This window comes from Burkholderia sp. KL41 (assembly GCF_057005415.2).
On record NZ_CM174447.1, the window covers coordinates 801,537 to 821,675 of the forward strand.

16 protein-coding genes and 1 pseudogene are annotated in these 20,139 nt (G+C 63.8%); 12 read left to right on the plus strand and 5 right to left on the minus strand.

The window, feature by feature from the left end; genetic code table 11:
* Positions 1-133 precede the first annotated feature (133 nt).
* From PQB87_RS21165 to PQB87_RS21175, 3 genes are all read right to left on the minus strand, one after another.
* Positions 134-1,513 carry a NarK family nitrate/nitrite MFS transporter gene (locus tag PQB87_RS21165; protein WP_233344223.1) on the minus strand — a complete coding sequence of 460 codons (1,380 nt, stop codon included), beginning with the start codon at positions 1,511-1,513 and terminating at the stop codon, positions 134-136.
* Positions 1,514-1,543: 30 nt separating this feature from the next.
* Positions 1,544-2,815 carry an MFS transporter gene (locus PQB87_RS21170; protein ID WP_174413701.1) on the minus strand — a complete coding sequence of 424 codons (1,272 nt, stop codon included), beginning with the start codon at positions 2,813-2,815 and terminating at the stop codon, positions 1,544-1,546.
* A 145-nt stretch (positions 2,816-2,960) separates the two neighbouring features.
* Positions 2,961-3,596 (minus strand): nitroreductase family protein, encoded by a 636-nt coding sequence (locus PQB87_RS21175; RefSeq protein WP_111939297.1) that lies wholly within the window; start codon positions 3,594-3,596, stop codon positions 2,961-2,963.
* 331 nt (positions 3,597-3,927) lie between these two features.
* Between PQB87_RS21175 and mobB the strand changes: the two are divergent.
* A pseudogene (gene mobB, locus PQB87_RS21180) lies at positions 3,928-4,366 on the plus strand (molybdopterin-guanine dinucleotide biosynthesis protein B).
* Between the two features lie 38 nt (positions 4,367-4,404).
* On the plus strand, positions 4,405-5,040 hold the full coding sequence (locus tag PQB87_RS21185) for a MarR family winged helix-turn-helix transcriptional regulator (RefSeq protein ID WP_220091918.1): 636 nt from the start codon (positions 4,405-4,407) through the stop codon (positions 5,038-5,040).
* On the opposite strand, the gene PQB87_RS21190 is transcribed toward PQB87_RS21185, so the two are convergent.
* On the minus strand, positions 4,935-6,176 hold the full coding sequence (locus tag PQB87_RS21190) for an NAD(P)/FAD-dependent oxidoreductase (RefSeq protein WP_111939298.1): 1,242 nt from the start codon (positions 6,174-6,176) through the stop codon (positions 4,935-4,937). The two genes, PQB87_RS21185 and PQB87_RS21190, sit on opposite strands and share 106 nt — an antisense overlap.
* Before the next feature lie 142 nt (positions 6,177-6,318).
* Complete coding sequence (locus PQB87_RS21195) at positions 6,319-7,680, minus strand: hypothetical protein (RefSeq protein ID WP_489243712.1); 1,362 nt, start codon at positions 7,678-7,680, stop codon at positions 6,319-6,321.
* 523 nt (positions 7,681-8,203) lie between these two features.
* Between PQB87_RS21195 and yfiR the strand changes: the two genes are divergently transcribed.
* From yfiR to PQB87_RS21245, 10 genes are all read left to right on the plus strand, one after another.
* Positions 8,204-8,917 carry a regulatory sequestration protein YfiR gene (yfiR, locus tag PQB87_RS21200; protein WP_060066874.1) on the plus strand — a complete coding sequence of 238 codons (714 nt, stop codon included), beginning with the start codon at positions 8,204-8,206 and terminating at the stop codon, positions 8,915-8,917.
* A gap of 32 nt (positions 8,918-8,949) precedes the next feature.
* The gene (dgcN, locus tag PQB87_RS21205; RefSeq protein WP_489244265.1) at positions 8,950-10,182 is read left to right on the plus strand and encodes a diguanylate cyclase DgcN/YfiN; all 1,233 of its coding nucleotides are present in this window, start codon (positions 8,950-8,952) and stop codon (positions 10,180-10,182) included.
* An 85-nt stretch (positions 10,183-10,267) separates the two neighbouring features.
* Positions 10,268-10,777 carry an outer membrane lipoprotein YfiB gene (gene yfiB / locus PQB87_RS21210; RefSeq protein WP_060066868.1) on the plus strand — a complete coding sequence of 170 codons (510 nt, stop codon included), beginning with the start codon at positions 10,268-10,270 and terminating at the stop codon, positions 10,775-10,777.
* Positions 10,778-11,176: 399 nt separating this feature from the next.
* Positions 11,177-13,315 carry a type VI secretion system Vgr family protein gene (locus PQB87_RS21215; RefSeq protein ID WP_233344220.1) on the plus strand — a complete coding sequence of 713 codons (2,139 nt, stop codon included), beginning with the start codon at positions 11,177-11,179 and terminating at the stop codon, positions 13,313-13,315.
* 17 nt (positions 13,316-13,332) lie between these two features.
* The gene (locus PQB87_RS21220) at positions 13,333-13,791 is read left to right on the plus strand and encodes a DcrB-related protein (protein ID WP_059497124.1); all 459 of its coding nucleotides are present in this window, start codon (positions 13,333-13,335) and stop codon (positions 13,789-13,791) included.
* The gene (locus tag PQB87_RS21225; protein ID WP_489243714.1) at positions 13,788-18,053 is read left to right on the plus strand and encodes an RHS repeat-associated core domain-containing protein; all 4,266 of its coding nucleotides are present in this window, start codon (positions 13,788-13,790) and stop codon (positions 18,051-18,053) included. Before PQB87_RS21220 ends, PQB87_RS21225 begins: the two co-directional genes overlap by 4 nt.
* Positions 18,054-18,069: 16 nt before the next feature.
* Positions 18,070-18,366: a hypothetical protein gene (locus PQB87_RS21230; protein ID WP_081064769.1), complete on the plus strand. Its 297-nt coding sequence runs from the start codon at positions 18,070-18,072 to the stop codon at positions 18,364-18,366.
* Positions 18,367-18,558: 192 nt separating this feature from the next.
* Positions 18,559-18,738 carry a hypothetical protein gene (locus PQB87_RS21235; RefSeq protein WP_059686929.1) on the plus strand — a complete coding sequence of 60 codons (180 nt, stop codon included), beginning with the start codon at positions 18,559-18,561 and terminating at the stop codon, positions 18,736-18,738.
* A 26-nt stretch (positions 18,739-18,764) separates the two neighbouring features.
* On the plus strand, positions 18,765-19,082 hold the full coding sequence (locus PQB87_RS21240; RefSeq protein ID WP_301862650.1) for a hypothetical protein: 318 nt from the start codon (positions 18,765-18,767) through the stop codon (positions 19,080-19,082).
* Between the two features lie 236 nt (positions 19,083-19,318).
* Positions 19,319-19,798: a hypothetical protein gene (locus PQB87_RS21245; protein WP_059686928.1), complete on the plus strand. Its 480-nt coding sequence runs from the start codon at positions 19,319-19,321 to the stop codon at positions 19,796-19,798.
* Positions 19,799-20,139: the final 341 nt, after the last annotated feature.

Sequence of the window (20,139 nt, forward strand, 5' to 3'; positions counted from 1 at the left end):
GCACGCTGCCCATGCGCCGTCGGGCGTGGCTGCGCGCGGGAGATGGCCTGGGTCGAACGGACTGGGACGCGATGTCGCAGGTCAGGGCGACGCGACATCGCGCCGCACCCGTCGTTCGACAACCCGACGCGCATCAACACGACATCGATGCGCCGCGGCGGGCATAGCACCACCAGGTGATCGCGACGCACGATACGTAGAACGCGATGAAGCACGCGAGCGCGGGGACGGCCGAGCCGGTCAGGTCGAGCGAGGTGCCGAACGACTTCGGGATGAAGAAGCCGCCGTAGGCACCGATCGCACCGGCAAAGCCGAGCACCGCGGCCGACTCCTTGCCGGCCTCGGCCAGCGCGTGGCGTCGTTCCGCATCGCCGCTGCCGCGCGTCGCGCGCTGGTGCAACGTCAGGAAAATCACCGGGATCATCCGGAACGTCGAGCCGTTGCCGACGCCGGTCAGCGCGAACAGCACGACGAACAGCGTGAGGAAGCCGTCGAAATGACCGGCGCTGTCGGTGGACGGCAGGCAGACGGCGACGCCCGCGACCGCCGCGATCATGCCGACGAAGGTCCAGAGCGTGACGCGTGCGCCGCCCAGGTGATCGGAAATCCACCCGCCGACGGGGCGGGTGAGCGCGCCCGCGAGCGGACCGATAAACGCGTACGCGGCCACGTCGACATCCGGGAACAACGCTTTCGTCAGCAATGCGAACCCGGCCGAGAAGCCGATGAACGAGCCGAACGTGCCCACGTAGAGCCAGCACATCAGCCAGTTGTGCAGGCGGCGGAAGATCACGGCCTGTTCGGCGAACGACGCCTTCGCATCGGCGATGTCGTTCATGCCGAACCACGCGGCGAGGGTCGCGACGACGATGAACGGCACCCAGATGAAACCGGCGTTCTGCAGCCAGACCGCGCGGCCGTCGCCGAGCGTGGCCTGCGGCTCGCCCGCGAGCGCGCCGAACAGGCCGACCGAGATCACGAGCGGCGTCACGAACTGCACGACCGATACGCCCAGATTGCCGATGCCTGCGTTCAGGCCGGTCGCGAGCCCCTTCTCGGCCTTCGGGAAGAAGAAGCTGATGTTCGCCATCGACGAGCTGAAGTTCGCACCGCCGAGCCCGCACAGCAACGCGAGCGCGAGCAGCGTCGGGTAGCCGGTGGACGGATCGCGCAATGCGATCCCCATGCCGAGCGCGGGAATCAGCAGGCTGGCCGTCGAGATTGCGGTGAAGCGCCGGCCGCCGAACACCGGCACGAGGAACGAATAGAAGATCCGCAGCGTCGCGCCGGATAACGCGGGCAATGCCGTGAGCCAGAACAGCTGGTTCTTGCTGAAGTGGAAACCGGCGCGGTCGAGGTTGACGACGACGACGCTCCATAGCGACCACACGGCGAACGCGAGCATCAGCGCGGGAATCGAGATCAGCAGGTTGCGCCACGCGACGGGGCGACCCTGGGTTTTCCAGAAGGCGGGATCTTCTGGATCCCAGCGAACGAGGACGGGAGTAGACATACGAGCTCCGGATAGCAGGAGGGGAAACGCTCAGGACGAACGGACGGCGAGTACGCGCTGGTCGTGCGCGGCCCGTTCGGCGCGGAAACTGAAGTACATCCAGACGAGGCTGACGCTCACGCTGCCGTACAGCAACATGAAGCAGGTCGAGCGCACGCCGGTGAGGTCGACGAGGGCGCCGAACAGGATCGGCAGCAGGAATCCGGCGAGCCCGCCGGCCAGGCCGACGACACCCGATACCGCGCCCATCCGGTCGGGGAATTCGTCGGCGATGAACTTGAACACCGACGCCTTGCCGATCGCCATCGCGATGCCGACGACGAACAGCAGCACCGTGAAGCCGAGCGGCGACAAGCCGAGATGGAACGCGAGCGGGCCATGCGCACCCTGCACGACGAAATCGGTCGGCGGATAGCTGAGCAGGAAAAACGCGACCCAGCAGACCCACATCACCCACCACGTCGTGCGGTACGCGCCGTAGCGGTCGGAGAGCCATCCGCCGATCGCGCGCAGCACGCCGCCGGGCAGCGAGAAGCACGCGGCGAGCAGCGCGGCCGCCTGGATCGTGAAGCCGTATTCGCCGACGTAGTACTGGGTCATCCACAGCGACAGGCCGACATAGCCACCGAACACGACCGAGTAGTACTGCGAATAGCGCCATACGCGCGGGTCGCGCAGCACGCGCAACTGCTCGCGCAGCGTGACGGCGCCGGCGCTCGCGTGCGCGGGGTTTGTCGCGGAGAACAGCCAGAACAGCGCGACGGTGACGAGCAGCGCGATCGCGTACACGCGCGGCACGATCGTCCAGGTGCCGGCCGCGGCGATCAGCGCGGGTGCGACGAACTTGTTGAGCGCGGCGCCAGAGTTACCCGCGCCGAACACACCCATCGCGAGCCCTTGCCGCGACTTCGGGAACCAGCGCGCGACGTACGGGGTGCCCACCGAGAACGAGCCGCCGACGAGCCCGACGGCGAGGCCGAGCAGCAGGAACTGCCAGAGCCGGGTGGCGTCTGCGACGAGCCAGACGGGTACGACCGCGACGAGCATCAGCACGAAGAACACGACGCGTCCGCCGTAGCGATCGGTCCAGATGCCGAGCGGCACGCGGATCAGCGAACCGCTCAGCACGGGCATCGCGGCGATCAGGCCGAACTCGGTGTCATTGAGGCCGAGGGACTGCTTGAGGGGGATGCCGAGGATGGCGAACATCATCCAGACGGCGAAGCACAGGGTGAACGCGAACGTGCTGGAGGCCAGCACGGACATCGCGCGTCGGTCGCCGGGCGAAGGGGCGGTATGCATGAAGCGTTCTCTCGAATCAAGGATGCACTCCAAGCGTAGACGCGGAAGGCCGCCACGCCTATTCGCCGATCGAACTAGTCATACTGGTCATATTGGGTTTGGGGATCGCGAACGGACTGGCGGTGAATTCCGTTGCCGGTCGCGGTCACGCGTCGACCGGGAGGCCAACTGTCTGTGCAAGAAGAGGGAACTCGATCCCGGAAAGGCCCAGCGCGTTTGCGAGTTGCGCGACATCCAGCGTTTCGCGTACCACGGATGCGAGGCCTGTTGCCGCACAGTACAACGCGACGTTTTGTGCGATGCTGCCGGCCGATACGATCGAGCAGGTCGGAATGGAGCGTGTGTGGCTCGACGCGGTTTCGTGCTTCAACGTGACATAGATCAAATTCAACGGCGCGTCCCGGACGAAATCCAGTGTGCCGGTCAGCGCCCGGATGTCGATTGCGCGCCTGAGAATCAGGCGATGTGCGAGTGCCTCGTAACGATAGACGCCGTTCGGAAATGCCGCATAGATCTCCACCTCATCGGCCAGATGACGAAAGGGAACCGTTCTGCCGCCTGCCATCATGCGATTGACGCCGGATCCGGCCCAAAGCAGCTCGCTGATCGCCTGCATCGGCAGTTGCTCGCGACGGAACGAGCGGGTGCTCGAGCGGCGCTCCAGTGCCGTCCTCAACGAGAGGCGCGCGTCGATATCCGGGGCGGGAAGCTCGAGAATGCCAAGCGTATCGTCGAACGTCGATTCTGCCGCCAGGGTGTGATCCGGAGAATGGGATGTCATTTGATATTTCTTTGAATGGAATTCGATTCAAGGGTGGCGCGATGTTTCGATGCGCCGACGTCATCTTTATGATCGGGCATCGGCAACCAAGATCGCACTAGACTTTGTTTCGAATTCGAAAAATTTGCGATAGCTCAATTGATCCGGTTCTTGACGCGCAGTGACCAATCGCCGCATCGTTCGCGAGTCGGATAACCGATGTGCGTCGCAACAGATAGCATCTGGTGTCAGGTGATCGTCCACCATGTCGTTGCCGGGGGGCACAGGTATGAATCGAGTATTTGGAATTGTCGGTCGATCAGGACAAGGAAAAACGACCTTGATCGAAGCGATGCTCCCGTGGTTCCGTTCGAACGGGCATACGGTCAACGTGGTCAAGCATAGTCACCATTCGCTTGAACTGGAGCCGTCACATAAAGACAGCCCGCTTTCGCGCGGCTGGCGCGAGCGAGGTTCTGATCGTTTCCCGCGATCGGTATGCCATCGTGCGCGAATTGTGCCGGGCGCCCGAACCGGAGTTCTCGCAACTGGTTCACCGTTTGACGCCTTCCGACCTTACGTTGGTGGAGGGTTATTCAGACGTGGACATGCCGAGAATCGAGGTTGTGCGTCCATCGGCCCACTGCGGGACACGCCATACGCTCATGCCGGGTGTCGTTGCTGTTGCTGCGGATAGTCCGATCGAGGCCGGTGTTTGCACGTTGCCATTGAATGAACCGGACAAAGTCGCCGAGTTTGTGTCGGGATTCTTTCGTCTTGGTCGACTTTGATCAATTTAAAAAAAGTTGATCAGGATTTCGGGTGAGATATGTGCAAGCCGAGAGATTTTCCGGATAAAGATGATTTCGAGAAAATTGCCGAATTGCAGTATCGAGAACGGCGCCATTCCCGGCTCTTCGAGGTTGCAGCCAGGAAGTCAGGTGTTTCGACACTTCAACTGCAATTGCTGATTCAGGTGGTCGGGTTTCGTAGCCGAAGCTGGGCTTATGTTGGCGAACTGGCCGAGCGATTGCAAATACTGCCGCATGGCGCGGCTTCTCTGGTTTCGCGCTGCGAAGCATTGGATTTGGTGCGCCGCAGGGCCAGCAGGATCGATGGCCGCAAGATCGAGGTCCATTTGTTGCCGACAGGAGAAGACGCATTGGCAAAAGCCGTGCTGGAATACCAGGCGCTGCTCCGCGCTACCCCATGGGAGTGGCTGATCGACGGCGACTTTCAGGACACGATGTCGGATCGCGGCATGGAACGTCCGCAATTCGAGCGGTTGCCGGCGCGCCGGCCGATCGGGCCGGAAGCCGCCTGCGCCGTTGCGGCTCCCGGGGAGAGGGCGGCGCGTGTTCAGAAGCGATCCGCGCGATACGGCGCCGGATCGGTGAACGGCGCTTCGCCCGTCATCATCTCGGCCAGCAGGCGGCCCGTGACGGGGCCGAGCGTCAGCCCGTGATGGTTGTGCCCGAACGCGAACCACAGCCCGCGATGCGCGGGCGCGGGGCCGATCACCGGGCGCATGTCGGGCGTGCACGGCCGGAAGCCGAGCCACGGTTGCGGGTCGAGCCGCTCGCCGAAACCGAACACGGGGCGCGCGACGCGTTCCGCGCGTTCCAGCTGCACGCCCGTTGGCGGAAGCCCGCGCCGCGCGATCTCGACACCGGTCGTCAGCCGCAGCCCGCGCTTCATCGGTGCGATCACGTAGCCGTATTCGCGATCGACGATCGGCGCCGACGGCACGCCGCGCGCGGACGGCGCGTAATGCATGTGATAGCCGCGCTTCTCGCGCAGCGGGATCTTGTAGCCGAACTTGCCGAACACCGTATCGGACCACGGGCCGAGCGCGACGACGACAGCCGGCGCGGCGGCCGTGCCGTCCTGCGTGTTCACTTGCCAGCCGGGCGAGAGTGCGTCGAGGCTCGCGGCGTCGCCGGTCAGCAGCGTGCCGCCGCCTTGCACGAACAGATGCGCATACGCTTTGACGAGCGCGGCCGGATCGACGACGCTTTTCGGATCGAGCCAGTGCAACGCGCCGCAGAAGCCGGGGGCGAGGCTCGGTTCGTGAGCGAGCAGCGCGGCGGCATCGAGCGGCGTGATGCCGAGCCCGTGGCGGCGCGCGGTAAGGCCGGCCTCGGCCACGCCGCGTTCGAATGCGGCGGGCGTGCGGAACGCTTCCAGCCAGCCGTTCGCGCGGATCAGTTCGCCGGCACCGGCCCGTGCGATCAGCGCGTCGTGCTCGACGAGGCAGCGCTCGATCAGCGGCAGCATGTCGCGTGAAGCCGCCGCGTGGCGCAGCGGCGCCGATTCCCACCAGAAACGCGCGAGCCACGGCGCGAACGCGGGCAGCGACGCGCTGTGCCAGTAGAGATCGGTCGAGCGGTTCAGCGCGTAGCGCATCAGCGTGAACGGGCTGCGCGGGAACGGATACGGCTCGACCGACGAGCGCTCGATCAGCCCCGCGTTGCCGAAGCTCGTGCCTTCGCCGGGCGCGCCGCGATCGACGAGGGCGACCTTGCGTCCGCGATCCTGCAGGTGCAGTGCGACGGAGACGCCGACGATGCCGGCGCCGAGAACGATGACGTCGAAGTCCATCTGTGGTGGTGAGTGACGGTTAGCCGGGCGAGCGCGAGATCGTGGCGGTTGTTTCGCCCGAACGGGAATTCGTTCGAACTGCAAGCATACTCGCGACGGCGCGGGGCGTGTTGCGGGCTGCGAGTTGTCGGCCGCTCGCGCGTCAGATCTCGATTCCGTGTTCCAGGAGCCGGGTACGCAGCTCCTCGCGATGATCGCGTGCAACCCTCGCCAGCAGGCGTGTTGCTTGCGGCGTGTCGAGCATCGCGCGCTGCGCCGCGCCGGGGCGCGTCCACATCGAGACGGGATTGCGCAGCCACGTTTGCAGGTCGCGCGTCAGCGCGTCGTCCGGATCGTCCGGTTGCTCATTGCGTGCGGCAATCAGCACGATGCACACGAGACTGTCCCACTGATCCCGTGAGCAGATCGCACGTGCGGCATGGCGATCGCCGTATCGCTCGAGCACCTGTTCGATTTGCGCGAGCGAGACGAATGCGCCTTGCTCGCACAGGCGCACCGCGGTTTTGCGAATCCTGCGGGCGGGGTCCAGCAGCGCGCGCGCGGCCACCTCGTCCCGGATCGATGGCGACAACCGAGCCAGCAGCACGAGTGCGTGTGCACGAACCGGGCTGCGCGCATCCGTCGAGAACCGCTCCATCGTCGCTATCGCGGCGGGCGCGCGCAGTTCGGCGAGCAACGACAGCGCCGCGCGAGCCCGAGTACCGGACAACGAGCCCGTATCGAGCAGCGCAACGCAGCGGTCCGCGACATTCCGGCCGAGTTCGGTGAGCAACCGGGCCGCCGCGGCGCGCAAGCTGCCTTGCGAATCGAGCGTCGACCGCCACAGGAACGCCTCGGCGCCGTCGTCGATGCCTTGGTCGATCACGTGAGCGAGTGCGGCGCGGCGAACCGGGCCGAACGGGGAGTCGGCCGCGAGATCGATGCAGCGCATGCGATCGCTTGCCGGCACGTCGTCGAGCATCGCCACCGCACGTCGGGCGAGCACGATGTCGCCGGAGGTCAGGCCATGCGTGACCAGTTCGGCAACCGGCAGGAGCCGGTGATCGAATGCCACGAGGTAGGCGATGCGCCGGAGCCGGAAGTCCGGGGCGTGCATCGCGTCGACGATCGTATCGCCCCCGCCTGCCTGCACCAGCCGCTGTTCGAATGCGTGCAGCCATGGGCCGTGATCTTCGCGCGTGGCCGACGTGAGCTGACGCAACGACGGAAGCAGGGCGGCGAAGTGCGCGGCCGGCACGGTCGCGAGCAGTGTGACGAGTGCGTTCGTCGCGGCGCGCCGCACTTCGGGCACCCAGTCGTTGATGCGTGCGGCAATCGGTTCGAGCAGTGCGCTGTCGCCAAGCTCGACCGCGCGGGCGATCGCCGCTTCGCGAACATAGCCCGAGTAATGACCGATCGCCTGCGTGAGCAGCGCAACGTCGCGGCTCGCGGCGACCTTCTGCAGCGCGTCGGCGAGCGCCATCGCCTGGCCTTGCTGCAAGTAGACCGTGTGCGCGGGCGCCATGGACGGTGGCCGCGCGCCGAAAATCCTGGCGATGAGGTTCATTGGAATCAGCGAGGTGAGATGACGTGCAGTTTCGTCGTAAGAATCGACGGTGCCGGCCATTCTACGTCAGTGGCTTTCTCGGTAGCGGCCCGTCACTGGATGCGACGGCACGCGTTCGAGGGAATGCCCGGCCGCGTGCGTCGCGTGGTCGCTACGCCATTGCGAACGGCGCATCGCAAGACATCCCGCTGCGGCCGGTCCGTTCGTACCGAGGCAATCCACGATGCAACCGGTGCGCCAATCCGCCGATCAATGCTGCGGCGCCGACGCTGAATCGAAGACGATGTTCGCACTCACGCGCAGCGTCGCGAGCAAGCCGCATTCAGCGCGCTTGCCCCTGCTTCCCAGCGGGTGTTTCCCACTGGTGGATCACGCGGATTTTTACCTAAGATGAAGCAATCGTGCGCGTGATACGGTGCCTGCTCGCGCACGGAGGGAGGCGGGAGGCAGCGCCGGAGCGACGCCAGCGGATGTTGCCATCATGGATGCGAAAGTGTGCGCGGCGGCGGCCGGTTTTGCGACGGCAACGACGCCAACGTGTGCGGCGGCGATCGCCGCGCGGAAGACGGGCCGGCCCGGCCGTACCGCTTCACTGCGCCACGCACTTCTCGCAATCGTTTGCGTTCTGGGGGCTGCGCCGGCCGTGCTCGCGGGGGTTCCCGCCGACGCGGACGGTCCGTCCGACACCATGCACATCGCCGCCGCCGCAAGCCCTGCCGATTCCGCGGCGACGCCCGATCACGCCGTTTCGTCACACGACTCCGCCGTGCGTCAGGTCGTGCTCGGCATCGTCAGCTTCACGCGCTGGCCGACCATGCCCGTTCGTCTGCACCTGTGCGTCACCGGCCGCCCCGACTACGCGCGCGGCCTGACCGATACGCTGCAGGCCGGCTCGACACTGCTCGACGTGCAGCATGTCCGCTTCGACGATCCGTCGCTCGGCATCGCGTGCGACGTCGTGTATCTCGGCACCTTGAACAACGACGAGAGAACGCGCGTCAGGAGCGCGCTGGCCGGCCATCCCGTCCTGACGATCGCGGAGCACGATCCGTCCTGCACCGCGGGCGGCATGTTCTGTCTCAATGTCGACGGCGATCGCGTGTCGTTCGACATCAATCTCGATGCGGTCGCGCGCAGCGGCGTGCGCGTGCATCCGAACGTGCTGAATCTCGCACGACGGCCGGGGGCGCCATGATGCGGCCCTTGCTCCACCTGCCCCCTTCGCGCATGCCGCGCCCCACGCTGCAAAGCGTGCTGCGCCGCGCGCACCTGCGCCTCGCGTTCGTCGCCGTCGCGATGGCGGCCGTGTCGTTGATCGTCGTCGCCGTGATCGCGTTGCGTGCGTATGCCGGCAACAACCTGAACCTGCTGGCCCGCTCGCTCGGTTATACGGTCGAGGCGGCGCTCGTGTTCGGCGATCGCGTCGCGGCGAACGAGGCGATCGGGATGATCGCGAGCGAGGAAGACGTCGCGCAGGTCGTCGTCACCGACAGCAACGGCCAGCCGTTCGCGACGTGGCAGTTGCCGGCCGGCAACGGGATCGCGCGGCTCGAGCGCATCGTGGCCGACGTCGCGCTGCCCGGGCCCGTCGCGGTGCCGGTCGTTCATGACGGCATCGTCGTCGGGAAGGTCGTCGTGCGCGGCCGCGGGCACCAGTTCTTCGGCTTCCTGCTCGGCGGCATCGGCGGCATTCTCGGCTGCCTGGCCGTCAGCGTGTTCGGCGCGTATGTGAGCTCGAAGCGCCTGCTGCGCAACATCGTCGCGCCGCTGCGTGCGCTCGCCGGCGTCGCGCACGCGGTGCGGCGCGAACGGGCATTCGCGCGGCGCGTCGAGCCGGCGGCGATCGCGGAACTGAACGAGCTCGGCGACGACTTCAATGCGCTGCTCGACGAATTCGAAGACTGGCAGAACACGCTGCGCGACGAAAACGCGTCGCTTGAACACAAGGCGACGCACGATGCGCTCACCGGGCTGCCCAATCGCGTGCAGTTCGAATCGCGCCTGACGCGCGCGCTCGGCGAAGCGAATGCGACGGGCCAGCGGGTCGCGATCCTGTATCTCGACTGCGATCGCTTCAAGGAGATCAACGATTGTCTCGGTCACGATGCCGGCGACGCGGTGCTGATCGGCGTCGCGTCGCGGCTGCGCACGCAGGTGCGCGAGACCGATCTGGTCGCCCGCCTCGGCGGCGACGAATTTGCGGTGATGCTGGCGGGCGTGCCCGAAGCGGGCAGCGTGTGCCGGATCGCCGACGAGATCTTGTCCGGCATGGCGCCGTCGATCGAGCTGTCCGACGGCCGCATGGTGGCCACCATGATGAGTGCCGGCGTAGCGCTGTATCCCGACCACGCATCGGACGCGAGCGGTTTGCTGCGCGCGGCGGATGCAGCGATGTACCGGGCCAAGCGCGCCCGGCCAGGCTCGTGGCAGCTGGCCGAAGGTGTCGCGGGACCGGTTTGATCGATTGCTTCGCGCTGCGGGCGAGGCCGCAGCCGCGGATGACAACAAGCGCGCCCGGCGCGGGCGCACTCGAAGGGGATGCGAAATGAACCACTCGTTTCCTGTGGGCATCGGGCGTGCGTGCGCCTGGGGTGCGCTGCTGCTGTGCATGCTGCTGGGCGGCTGCAAGACGCCACCGCTTCATCGCGGGCTGACGCAGACGCAGGTCACGGCGCTCAAGTCGGCCGGTTTCCAGGAAACCCAGCAGGGTTTCGAATTCGGCTCGACCGGGCCGATCCTGTTCGATTTCGATCGCTACAACCTCAAGCCCGATGTGCGGCGGATCGTCGAGCGGATCGGGCGCACGCTTCATTCGGCCGGGATCAACGGGGTGCGGGTCTACGGTTATACGGACGAAGAGGGCGTGGACGACTACGACGTCGAGTTGTCGCGTCGGCGTGCCGAGGTGGTGGCGATCGAGCTCGTCGATCTCGGGCTGGACCCGAAGCGCATCGCGGTTGTCGGGAAAGGGAAGCTCGACCCGGTGGGCGACAACCGGACACCGGCGGGCCGCGCGCAGAACCGGCGGGCGGCGATCGTGGTTTCGCCGCGGTGAGGTTTCGTTTCGGCGGGGCGACGCGGCGCGTGCCGCGGAATGCCGGGCATTCGCGCCCCGCGAGCAGCCGATCGTCATGCCCCTGACATGCTGACGTGGCGCATTACCGGGTGAAGCAGTCTTCGACGACCGGATGGCGCTGCTAGACGCATTCGAGCCGGAGCTTTCACGTGCCCGGACGAAATCGCCCCGCCGGCTCCTTGAATACTTCCTCGCCATGGGTGCGCCGAGGGCGATCCTGCCCCGGAATCCCGCTGCCAGCCTGGTTTCCCGATTTTCGGGGCGCGAGCGTAAACGTTTGCGAGTGGCTTTCGCGCTGTCGGAATTTGTCCTACATTATCGGGGCTTCGGGCCGGCCAGCCGGCCTACGGAACCTGAGATCATACGCAAGGAACAAGAATGAGTTTCGCTCCGAACGGGGGTATTCCCAATGGTTTGGGCGGCGGCGGGCTGGGCTCGTTGAGCGCGCTCGGCGGCCTGGCCGGCCCGGTTGCGTCGAGTGTCGCCGGCAGCCTCGGGCCGCTCGCGGGGCTGGCCGGGCACGTCGACACCGTCCAGCGCGCGATGCAGCTCGCGCAGACCGGCTTCTCGCTGATGGACAAGACGCCCGGCGCGATCGCCGAGGCGATCAACGGTGCCGCCAACCCCGCGCGCCTGACCCAGCTCAACCGCTACGTGACGCTCGATACGCCGCTCGGCCCGGATGTGCTGCTGGTCAGCGCCGCCGTCGTCGACGAGCACGTGAACCGGTTGCCCGAGATCCACCTCGACCTGCTGTCCCATCGCCACGACCTACGCCCGGAAGACCTGATCGGCCAGCAGGTCAAGATCCGGTTCGACCAGCAGGCGCGCCTGTCGACGCTCGAGCGCGTCGTCGCATCGGGTACCGGCGACAACGACCGTTATTTCGACGGCTACGTGGCATCGTTCGACCGCGCAGGCAACCCCGGGAACGTCACGCAGTATCACCTGACGGCGGTGCCGTGGTTCTGGTTCCTGACGCGCTCGACCGACTGCCGGATCTTCCAGAACAAGACCGCGCAGGACATCCTCACCGAGATCTTCCAGGAGCACGGGTTTTCCGACTTCGTGTTCGACATCCGGACGAGCCAGAAGCCGCTCGAGTATGTCGTGATGTACCAGGAGAGCTACTACAACTTCTGCGCGCGGCTGATGGAGCAGGAGGGGCTCGTCTGGACGCACCGCTACGAGAAGGACAAGCACATCCTGGTGATCGGCGATTCGAACCTGCTGTTCCGCCCGATCGACGGGCTCGCCACGGTGCCGTTCGCGGCCACCGAGGCGAGTGAGGACAGCGGGATCGACCAGTTGCACGAAGGCCGGCGCTTCGGCGTCGGCAAGGTCACGTTCCGCGACTTCAACCACCAGAACCCGTCGTCGCCGCTGATGCTGGTGGAGGCCGGGCCGCAGAACCTCAAGCATGCGCGGCTCGACGCGACCGAGCGGTTCGAGCACCAGTCGCTGTACGACCACGGCGACGACGGCAACCGCTACGCCCGTTTTGCGATGGAGGCCGAGGAGGCGCAGGCCCACCGCTATACCGGCGGCGGCTACGCGTGGCGCATGACCACGGCGGGCGCGGTCACCGTGGCGAATCACCCGGTGCTCGAGAACAACCAGGAATACGTGATCCTGCACGTGCGTCACGAGGCGGTGAACGACTACACGCAGCACAGCGCGAAGCTGCCGTACCGCAACAGCTTTGCGCTGCTGCCGAAGAAGGTGCCGTATCGCGCGCCGCGCGGCACGCCGAAGCCGGTGATTCACGGCACGCAGTCGGCGATCGTCGTCGGGCCGAAGGGCGAGGAAATCTACACCAACGGCAGCGCGGTGAAGGTGCATTTCCCGTGGGACCGGCGCGGCAAGAAGGACGGGTCCGATTCGATGTGGGTGCGCGTGTCGCAACCGTGGGCCGGCGACGGCTGGGGTGCGACGGCGATTCCGCGGATCAAGCAGGAAGTGCTCGTCGCGTTCAACCAGGGCGATCCGGACAACCCGGTGATCGTCGGCCGCGTGTTCAACGGCGAGCAAGGCAACCCGTATCACGGCGCGGCCGGCCAGACGATGGGGATCAAGAGCCAGACGCACAAGGGGCAGGGGTCGAACGAGATCCGCATGACCGACACGAACGGCATGCAGGAATTCTTCATGCACGCGCAGAAGGACATGAACACCGTCGTCGAGAACAACGAGACGCACAAGGTGCTGGGGCCGATGCGTACCGTGCTGGTGGCCACAGGCAGCGAAGAGAAGCAGATTCCTCAGGGCAACCTGACGGAGACCATTGCCGAGAAGCGCAGCACGACCGCGACCACCGTCGAGGTGACGACGCCGGCCAAGGACGGGGGCGGCGGCACGCAGGTGTACGTGGCCGAGCGAGGCATCCTGCTGAAGGTGATGGACAGCTCGATCTCGCTCGCGCCGGAAGGCATTCGCCTCGAACACAAGGGCTCCGTGATCCTGATGACCGACGACGGCGTGATGGTCAACGGCAAGCGCATCGATCTCAACAAATAAAACCAACGAAACCAGCCATGCACTACGCAATCCATGAAGGCACCTTCGAACTGCCGGACGCGGCGCTTGATCGTACGGTCAACATCCTGATGATGAACGCCGGCCCCGGCGGCCTCAATCTCGTGATCGCTCGGGGGCGCTTGCGTGACGGGGAGAATCTCGACGCGTTCGTCGCGCGCGAATGGGAAGTGGCGTCGCGCGATGCCAGGATGCTGACCGAGAAAGCGCGCCGGCCCGTGACGGTGGCGGGTCGTGCGGGCGTTCAGATCGACTCCACGCACGAACGGGACGGCCGGCTCTGGCATCAGGTGCAGACCATGTTTCCGTCGGACGACGCCGGCCGCGTGCTGGTGATGACGCTGACCAGCGCGGCACCGCTGACCGACGAGCAGCAGGCGATCGCCGACCGCATGCTGGCCAGTTTCCAGCCGCGCGCGGCGCGACCGACCCTGCTCGGGCCGGGTGACGCGTCGTGAGCGCGGAAAACTTCGCGGCCGCTCGTTTCGAAGATCCGATCCAGCACACGTCGTTTCTGGGTGAGCTGGTCGGTACGGTCGGGTCGGTGGTCGGCGGCGCCATCGTCGGGGCATTGGTGGCGGAGGCGATGGAGGGGCTGATATTCGCCGGCCTCGCCGCGCTCGAGATCGGCACGGCCGGGCTGGCGACGCCGCTCGTGATTGCGATCGGTGTCGGCGTGGCCGTTGGCTCGGGCGCGCTGATGGAAGCGAGCGGGATGAACGAGGCCATCGACGACGGCGCGAAGGCGCTGGCCAATTCGATGGTGCCGCCCGAGATCAAGGGCAAGATCGCGAGCGGATCGGGGAACGTTTACGTCAACAACAAGCAGGCAGCGCGGGCGGCGAAGCCGGGCGATCTCGATACCGTTGCGTGTACCGATCATCCTGGGCCGCAGATGATTGCCGATGGGTCGGGGAGTGTTTACATCAACGATCAACCGGCCGCGCGGGTCGGGGACAAGACCACGTGCGACGGGACGATTGCCGAAGGTTCGGACAACGTTTTCATCGGCGGCGGCACGCAGCGGGTGAGGGACGTGAAGTCGGCTACCCGGCTCGGATGGCTGGGAGCGGCGCTGGGTATTGCGCTCGCAGTTTGCGGGCGCGGGAAGATGAGCTGGGGGCAGTTCCTGAAGAGCAAGGTGCCGTGTCTTGCGGTGAATTTTGCGGCGGGTGCGTTCGGTACCTGGCTGGGGAGCCTGGCGCGGCCGTCGGCAGGGCATCCGGTCAACGTCATTACCGGCAGCAAGGTTCTCGACGGCACGGACGATACCGACTTCGTACTGCCCGGGCCGTTGCCGATCGTGTGGCAGCGTTTCTATAGCAGCCTCGATGATCGTGCCGACAGCCTGTTCGGGACGGGATGGAGCGTGCCGATCAGCGTCGAACTGCGGCTCGCGCGTGAACACGGCGAGGTTCAGTCGATCACTTACTGGGACGAGCAGGGGCGCGATATCGTGTTCCCGGCTGTGTCGCCGGGTGAGAGTCACTTCAGCGTGCCTGAAGGCATTTACCTGATCTGCACCGCGGGTGGCCACTATGTGGTCGAGACGGTCGATGGTGTGTATCGCGATTTCGGTCGTGCCCGGAGCGATGCGGATAACGAAACGCTCAAGCTGTGGCGTCTCGAGGATCGCAACGGCAACTGGATCGAGGTGGAGCAGGAAGCGGCCGGTGAGGTCGTGCGGCCGGCACGATTGCATGACAGCGCTGGTCGAGTATTGGCGTTCGCCTACGACAAGTCGCACGCCCGACGCATTGCCGCGATCGAGCTGACCCGTGGTGTGGACGGTGAGCAACCCGACACGCTGGTGCGTTACGCGTACAACGATGCTGGCGAGCTGGTTGCTGTTACCGACCGCAGCGGCCACACCGCGCGACGTTTCGCGTACGAGCGTGGACTGATGGTTCAGCACACGTTGCGCGGCGGCTTGCAGTGTTTCTATGCGTGGGAGGGTGTTGGGCGCGATGCGCGTGTCGTGCGCCACTGGACCAACGACGGCGAAGCGTACACGTTCAATGCGGACCTCGCCGGGCGCACGGTGACGATTACCGACCAGATCGGCCGCGTGACGCAGTGGACGTGGAACGAGGATCAGCAGCCGACGAGTCATACGGATGCCGAAAGTCACGTGTGGCACCTCGAATGGAACGCGATGCGGCAGTTGGTCAGTACGACCGATCCGGCAGGGAACACGACCCGCTTCGAATATGACGAGCGCGGGCGGCAGACGCAGCGCATCGATGCACTGGGCCAGGTCGAGCGTACCGAGTGGAACGGGCACTACGATCTGCCCGTCGCGGAAACCGATCCGGCCAATTCGCGCTGGATCTACCGCTACGACGATCGCGGCAACCTGACGATGACGCGCGATCCGGCGGGCTTCGCGACCGAGTATCACCGGGATGAACGCGGGCTCGTGCATACGATTCGCGATGCGCGTGGCGGGTACAAGCTCATCGAATGGAATGGCCGGGCGCAGTTGACCGCGTATACCGATTGTTCCGGCAAGGTCACGTGGTTTGCGTATGACGCACGTGGTGCGCTCGCCCGGGTGACCGATGCGACCGGGCAGGCTACCGTGTACGAGACGGATGCGATGGGGCGCGTCACGGGGATCGGGACGGCCGATGGTGCGCATCAGACGTTTCGGTATGACGCGGCGGGGCGTCTCGTCGAGGTCATTGATGCGAATCAGCGCAGCACGCGCTACGAAGTCAATCCGCGTGGATTGTTGCTGGCACGCACGGATACGGCTGATCGTGTCGTGCGGTTCGGCTATGACGATGCGTTCCGGTTGGCGAGTCTGACCAACGAGAACCGTGAGACGTATCGCTTTCAGTATGACCGTCGCGATCTCGTTTCCGCGCAGATCGGTCTTGATGGCCACAAGCGTACGTATGAGTACGACGTGTGCGGTCAAGGCACGATCGTACGCGATGGGCAGATCGAGACGCGATACGAGCGCGATGCGGTCGGGCGACTGACGGCGAAGCAAGCCGCGCACGAGCGTTGCGAATACCTGTATGACGAGGCGGGCCGGATCACATCGGCCGAGTTATACACGCTCGCCGCGCGCGGGCCAGCGCTGAAGAACCGCGTCAGCCTGAAGTACGACAAGCGGGGTGAGGTCGTCGAGGAATACACGCCGACCGGCTGGCTCGCACATACCTACGACGAGCTTGGTAATCGCGTCAGCACCACGATCTCCGGTGAGCGCACGATCGATTGGCTGCATTACGGGTCGGGGCATGTGCACCAGATTCGTTTCGATGGTGCGGCAGTTGCGGACATCGAACGGGACGATCTGCATCGCGAGGTGCTACGGACGCAGGGCAAGCTGACGAGTCACTTCGGGTATGACGCGGTGGGGCGCCGTGCTCGACAAACCGCGCAGCGAGGTACGGCGGGCGGCGAGTTGCTTGCGAAGCAGTGGCAATACGATGCCGCAGGCGACGTGATCCAGAAGCGCGATCAGCGTTACGGCACGACGAGCTATCGGTATGACCCGACAGGGCGCATCAAACAGGCGGCGGGGCCGGGACTGCCGTCGGAAGTGTTTCGCTGGGATGCGGCGGCGAACCTGGTGTCGAGCGATCACCCGGGCGGCTACGTCGAGCACAACCGGCTCAAGATGTTCGAGGACAAGCGCTTCGGGTACGACGCGTATGGGCGGCTCGTTCGCAAGCTCAGTGGGCATGGGCCGGCTAAAGAATTGGTGCTTGAATACGACGATTGGAACCAGCTCAAGACCGTCGTGACGAAGGACCGGCTCGGCATCGCGACAACGCATTTCGAGTACGACGCGTTTGGCCGGCGGATCCGGAAGCTCAACGGCAGTTATGCGAGTACGGATTTCCTGTGGGACGGCATGCGGTTGGTGCAGGAGACGTATCACGACCGTCAGGGCGAGGAAGCGCTGACGTACTTGTATGAGTCCAATAGTTATGTGCCGCTTGCCCGGATCGATCAAGGGAAGGCGGCGGCTAATGATGCGGATGTACGTGATGCGGTTTATTACTTCCACAACGATGTTTCGGGGTTGCCGGAGGAGTTGACTGACGCGGGTGGTGAGCTGGTTTGGCAGGCGCGCTATAAGGTGTGGGGCAATGCGGTGCAGGAGGAATGGGTTGCGCGGGCGCCGCAGCGGTCGGCGGCCGCCTGGGGTGAAGTGTCGGTGGCCGCGTCGACGTCGACGCGCGTACCGCGACCACAGAATCTGCGTTTCCAGGGGCAGTATCTGGACCGCGAGACCGGGTTGCACTACAACACTTTCCGGTTCTACGATCCGGATATTGGTCGATTTATTACACAAGACCCTATTGGTCTGAATGGTGGCGTAAACTTATATCAGTACGCACCTAACTCACTGACATGGATTGATCCTCTTGGGTTAATGGTTTTGTATCGGTCTATGAGCCTTGATGAGTATAGAGGGCTTATGGAATCCGGTAAGTGGACAATTAATGGCAATATGGAAGGGAAGTGGTTTGCTGAGTCTTATCAGGATGCGGTCAAGTGGGGTAATACGATGGGGCATGGCGAGGGTGCTTTTAGAGTGGTGCAAGTAGACGTGCCTGATGACATAGCAGGAAAAATGCACAAGGATCCGCACCTCGATGGCATTGGGCCTGCGCGATATGCTGAAATAGAAGATCTTAATAATCCGAGATCAAGGGTTGCTTGGAGTAAAGAGGTTAATTATTCGAGCTGTAGATAAGGATTGGAGGTATCAAGTGCATTCCGTCAGAGTGGTTTGGGTTTCTGAGGCGAAGGGGGGGAGGAAAAAACCTCCCGCGGCAGGAAAATATTATTCCGTGTCTCGATTTCCTGAGGATGTTAATTGGCAAAATAATGCATGGAGTGTTGTTTTTGATTTGGGTGATCCTTTTGAGTCAAACGAAGAAATGGTGAGTCTTGGTGAGGTTGATTTTCTTGTGGATAATGCCCCGAAGGAACGAATGCTAAATCATAAATCATTTGACATTTATGAGGGTCCCAAGAAGGTCGCGGCGGTAACTATACTTGATTAAGGTGAATTAAGAAGGATGCATCGTGCAGGCACAGCGGAAAATGACGCTGTGCCTGGGGTCATATGTCACCACGCCCACAGTGCCCGTGCGTCTTGGCCATAGATCCGGTGGCTGGTTCGCAAGCTGAGTGGGCATGGGCCGGCTAAAGAACTCACGCTTGAATACGATGATTGGAACCAGCCCAAGACCGTCGTGACGAAGGACCGGCGCAGCATCGCGACAACGCATTCCGAGTACGACGCGTTCGGCCGGCGGATCCGGAAGCTCAGCGACAGTTATGCGAGTACGGATTTCCTGTGGGACGGCATGCGATTGGTGCAGGAGACATATCACGATCGTCAGGGCGAGGGACCGGCGTCGGCGGTGGACTGATCTCATAGACCCGCTACGGAGAGCAAATGAAAATCTATATTGACGAGCACGGCTTTATCCATCCGGAGTTGGCCGAAGGAAATGAAATTCTGGGTGATTTCCTGTCAGGAGATATCCAGGGTAGCGTTTACGCGGCCGATGAGTACATAAATGCTTGTCGATCTGTTGAACGCGCTGACGCCAAGCGGTGGGAGGGTACGGGAAATGCTCACACTGTCATCATCGAAAATGATTGTGTGGAAATATTAAATGAGTATACTGGGAAATCTTTGAAAATAAAAAATATAGAGAATTTTAGGGCGTACGTGGACGTGTGGAAAGAATATTTGCTGAGTATGAAATAGCGGCGTTTTTTGTGAGTGTATTATTATTGATCGATCAGTTTTAATTCCATGAATCAAGCTATTCTGAGCGTGCTTTGTCGTTATCGCGATCGAGGCATTGATTTTAAGCAACTGCGCGAGTGGCTAGAAAACGAGGGTGCACCCGTGGTGGCGCAAATTGCACGAGTCCAGTTGCTGAAGCTAAAAGGGGAAAGCGAGGCGCAAAGCAATGGAGTAGTCGCGCAGTTGCCGCCAGCATGCAAGTGCTGTCTTTCGGTCAGTTCGCTTGTTTGATGAACCAGCAGAGCAGCTTGGCGTTGCCCGACGACTGGTGCGAATTTGCGCACCCCGACTCGAAGTGCGATTGCGACCATGCACGAATCCAGGCGGAACTTGAAGTAGAGCTTCACCCGGACCATCCATTTTATGGACGCAAGCTGAAAGTAATAGCGCATGCCACTGGCACCGACGACGTTCTTTGCACTCATAGTGACGAGTCGGAGCGTTACTCGATAGTTCACCTCACATGGGGAGGGCGCCCTGAGTTAGGTACCTGCCCAACTATCGATTTCGACGGCGATTGGAGCGGCGTTTGTCGTTATTTTGGCTATATCGCCGACGTGCTAGATCGCATTGCAGAGGAAGAACGTCTCGGGCTGCGGGAGCCGATGACCACGTCGGGAACGTCGTCCCGGCCAATAGTGATTCACCGTAACGAGCAGAACGACGTCGAGTAAATCAACTCTGCACCGCGAGAACTCCGCGCCGCCCTCCTGATCTGAAGCGCCTCGAGTGCGTAGGCCGTCTGAGGGGCCAGCAGGAAAACCACAGGTGCAAACTGCGGCAGATGGTCGATTGCGTATTGTGAGGTTTGTGGATTCGCACGTTCATCACAAGTGGCATCCACGATGCGTGCGCGTTCAAAAGGCCTTGTATTGGCCACACAAGTATCGAGCCCGGCACACATCATCGTGTCCGAACTCGTAGAACTGTTTCAAATCGTCCCGTTCGGATCAATCGTCTTCCGAATAGATGGCGCAGCCGTCGCCGTGCACGCCATTACCGTCAACACTCGCAA

Bases quoted from the DNA above. Each gene is read 5' to 3' on its own strand.
- PQB87_RS21165 (WP_233344223.1), bottom strand. From the start codon at position 1,513: ATGTCTACTCCCGTCCTCGTTCGCTGGGATCCAGAAGATCCCGCCTTC.
- PQB87_RS21170 (WP_174413701.1), bottom strand. From the start codon at position 2,815: ATGCATACCGCCCCTTCGCCCGGCGACCGACGCGCGATGTCCGTGCTG.
- PQB87_RS21175 (WP_111939297.1), bottom strand. From the start codon at position 3,596: ATGACATCCCATTCTCCGGATCACACCCTGGCGGCAGAATCGACGTTC.
- PQB87_RS21185 (WP_220091918.1), top strand. From the start codon at position 4,405: ATGTGCAAGCCGAGAGATTTTCCGGATAAAGATGATTTCGAGAAAATT.
- PQB87_RS21190 (WP_111939298.1), bottom strand. From the start codon at position 6,176: ATGGACTTCGACGTCATCGTTCTCGGCGCCGGCATCGTCGGCGTCTCC.
- PQB87_RS21195 (WP_489243712.1), bottom strand. From the start codon at position 7,680: ATGGCGCCCGCGCACACGGTCTACTTGCAGCAAGGCCAGGCGATGGCG.
- yfiR (WP_060066874.1), top strand. From the start codon at position 8,204: ATGGATGCGAAAGTGTGCGCGGCGGCGGCCGGTTTTGCGACGGCAACG.
- dgcN (WP_489244265.1), top strand. From the start codon at position 8,950: ATGCCGCGCCCCACGCTGCAAAGCGTGCTGCGCCGCGCGCACCTGCGC.
- yfiB (WP_060066868.1), top strand. From the start codon at position 10,268: ATGAACCACTCGTTTCCTGTGGGCATCGGGCGTGCGTGCGCCTGGGGT.
- PQB87_RS21215 (WP_233344220.1), top strand. From the start codon at position 11,177: ATGAGTTTCGCTCCGAACGGGGGTATTCCCAATGGTTTGGGCGGCGGC.
- PQB87_RS21220 (WP_059497124.1), top strand. From the start codon at position 13,333: ATGCACTACGCAATCCATGAAGGCACCTTCGAACTGCCGGACGCGGCG.
- PQB87_RS21240 (WP_301862650.1), top strand. From the start codon at position 18,765: ATGAAAATCTATATTGACGAGCACGGCTTTATCCATCCGGAGTTGGCC.
- PQB87_RS21245 (WP_059686928.1), top strand. From the start codon at position 19,319: ATGCAAGTGCTGTCTTTCGGTCAGTTCGCTTGTTTGATGAACCAGCAG.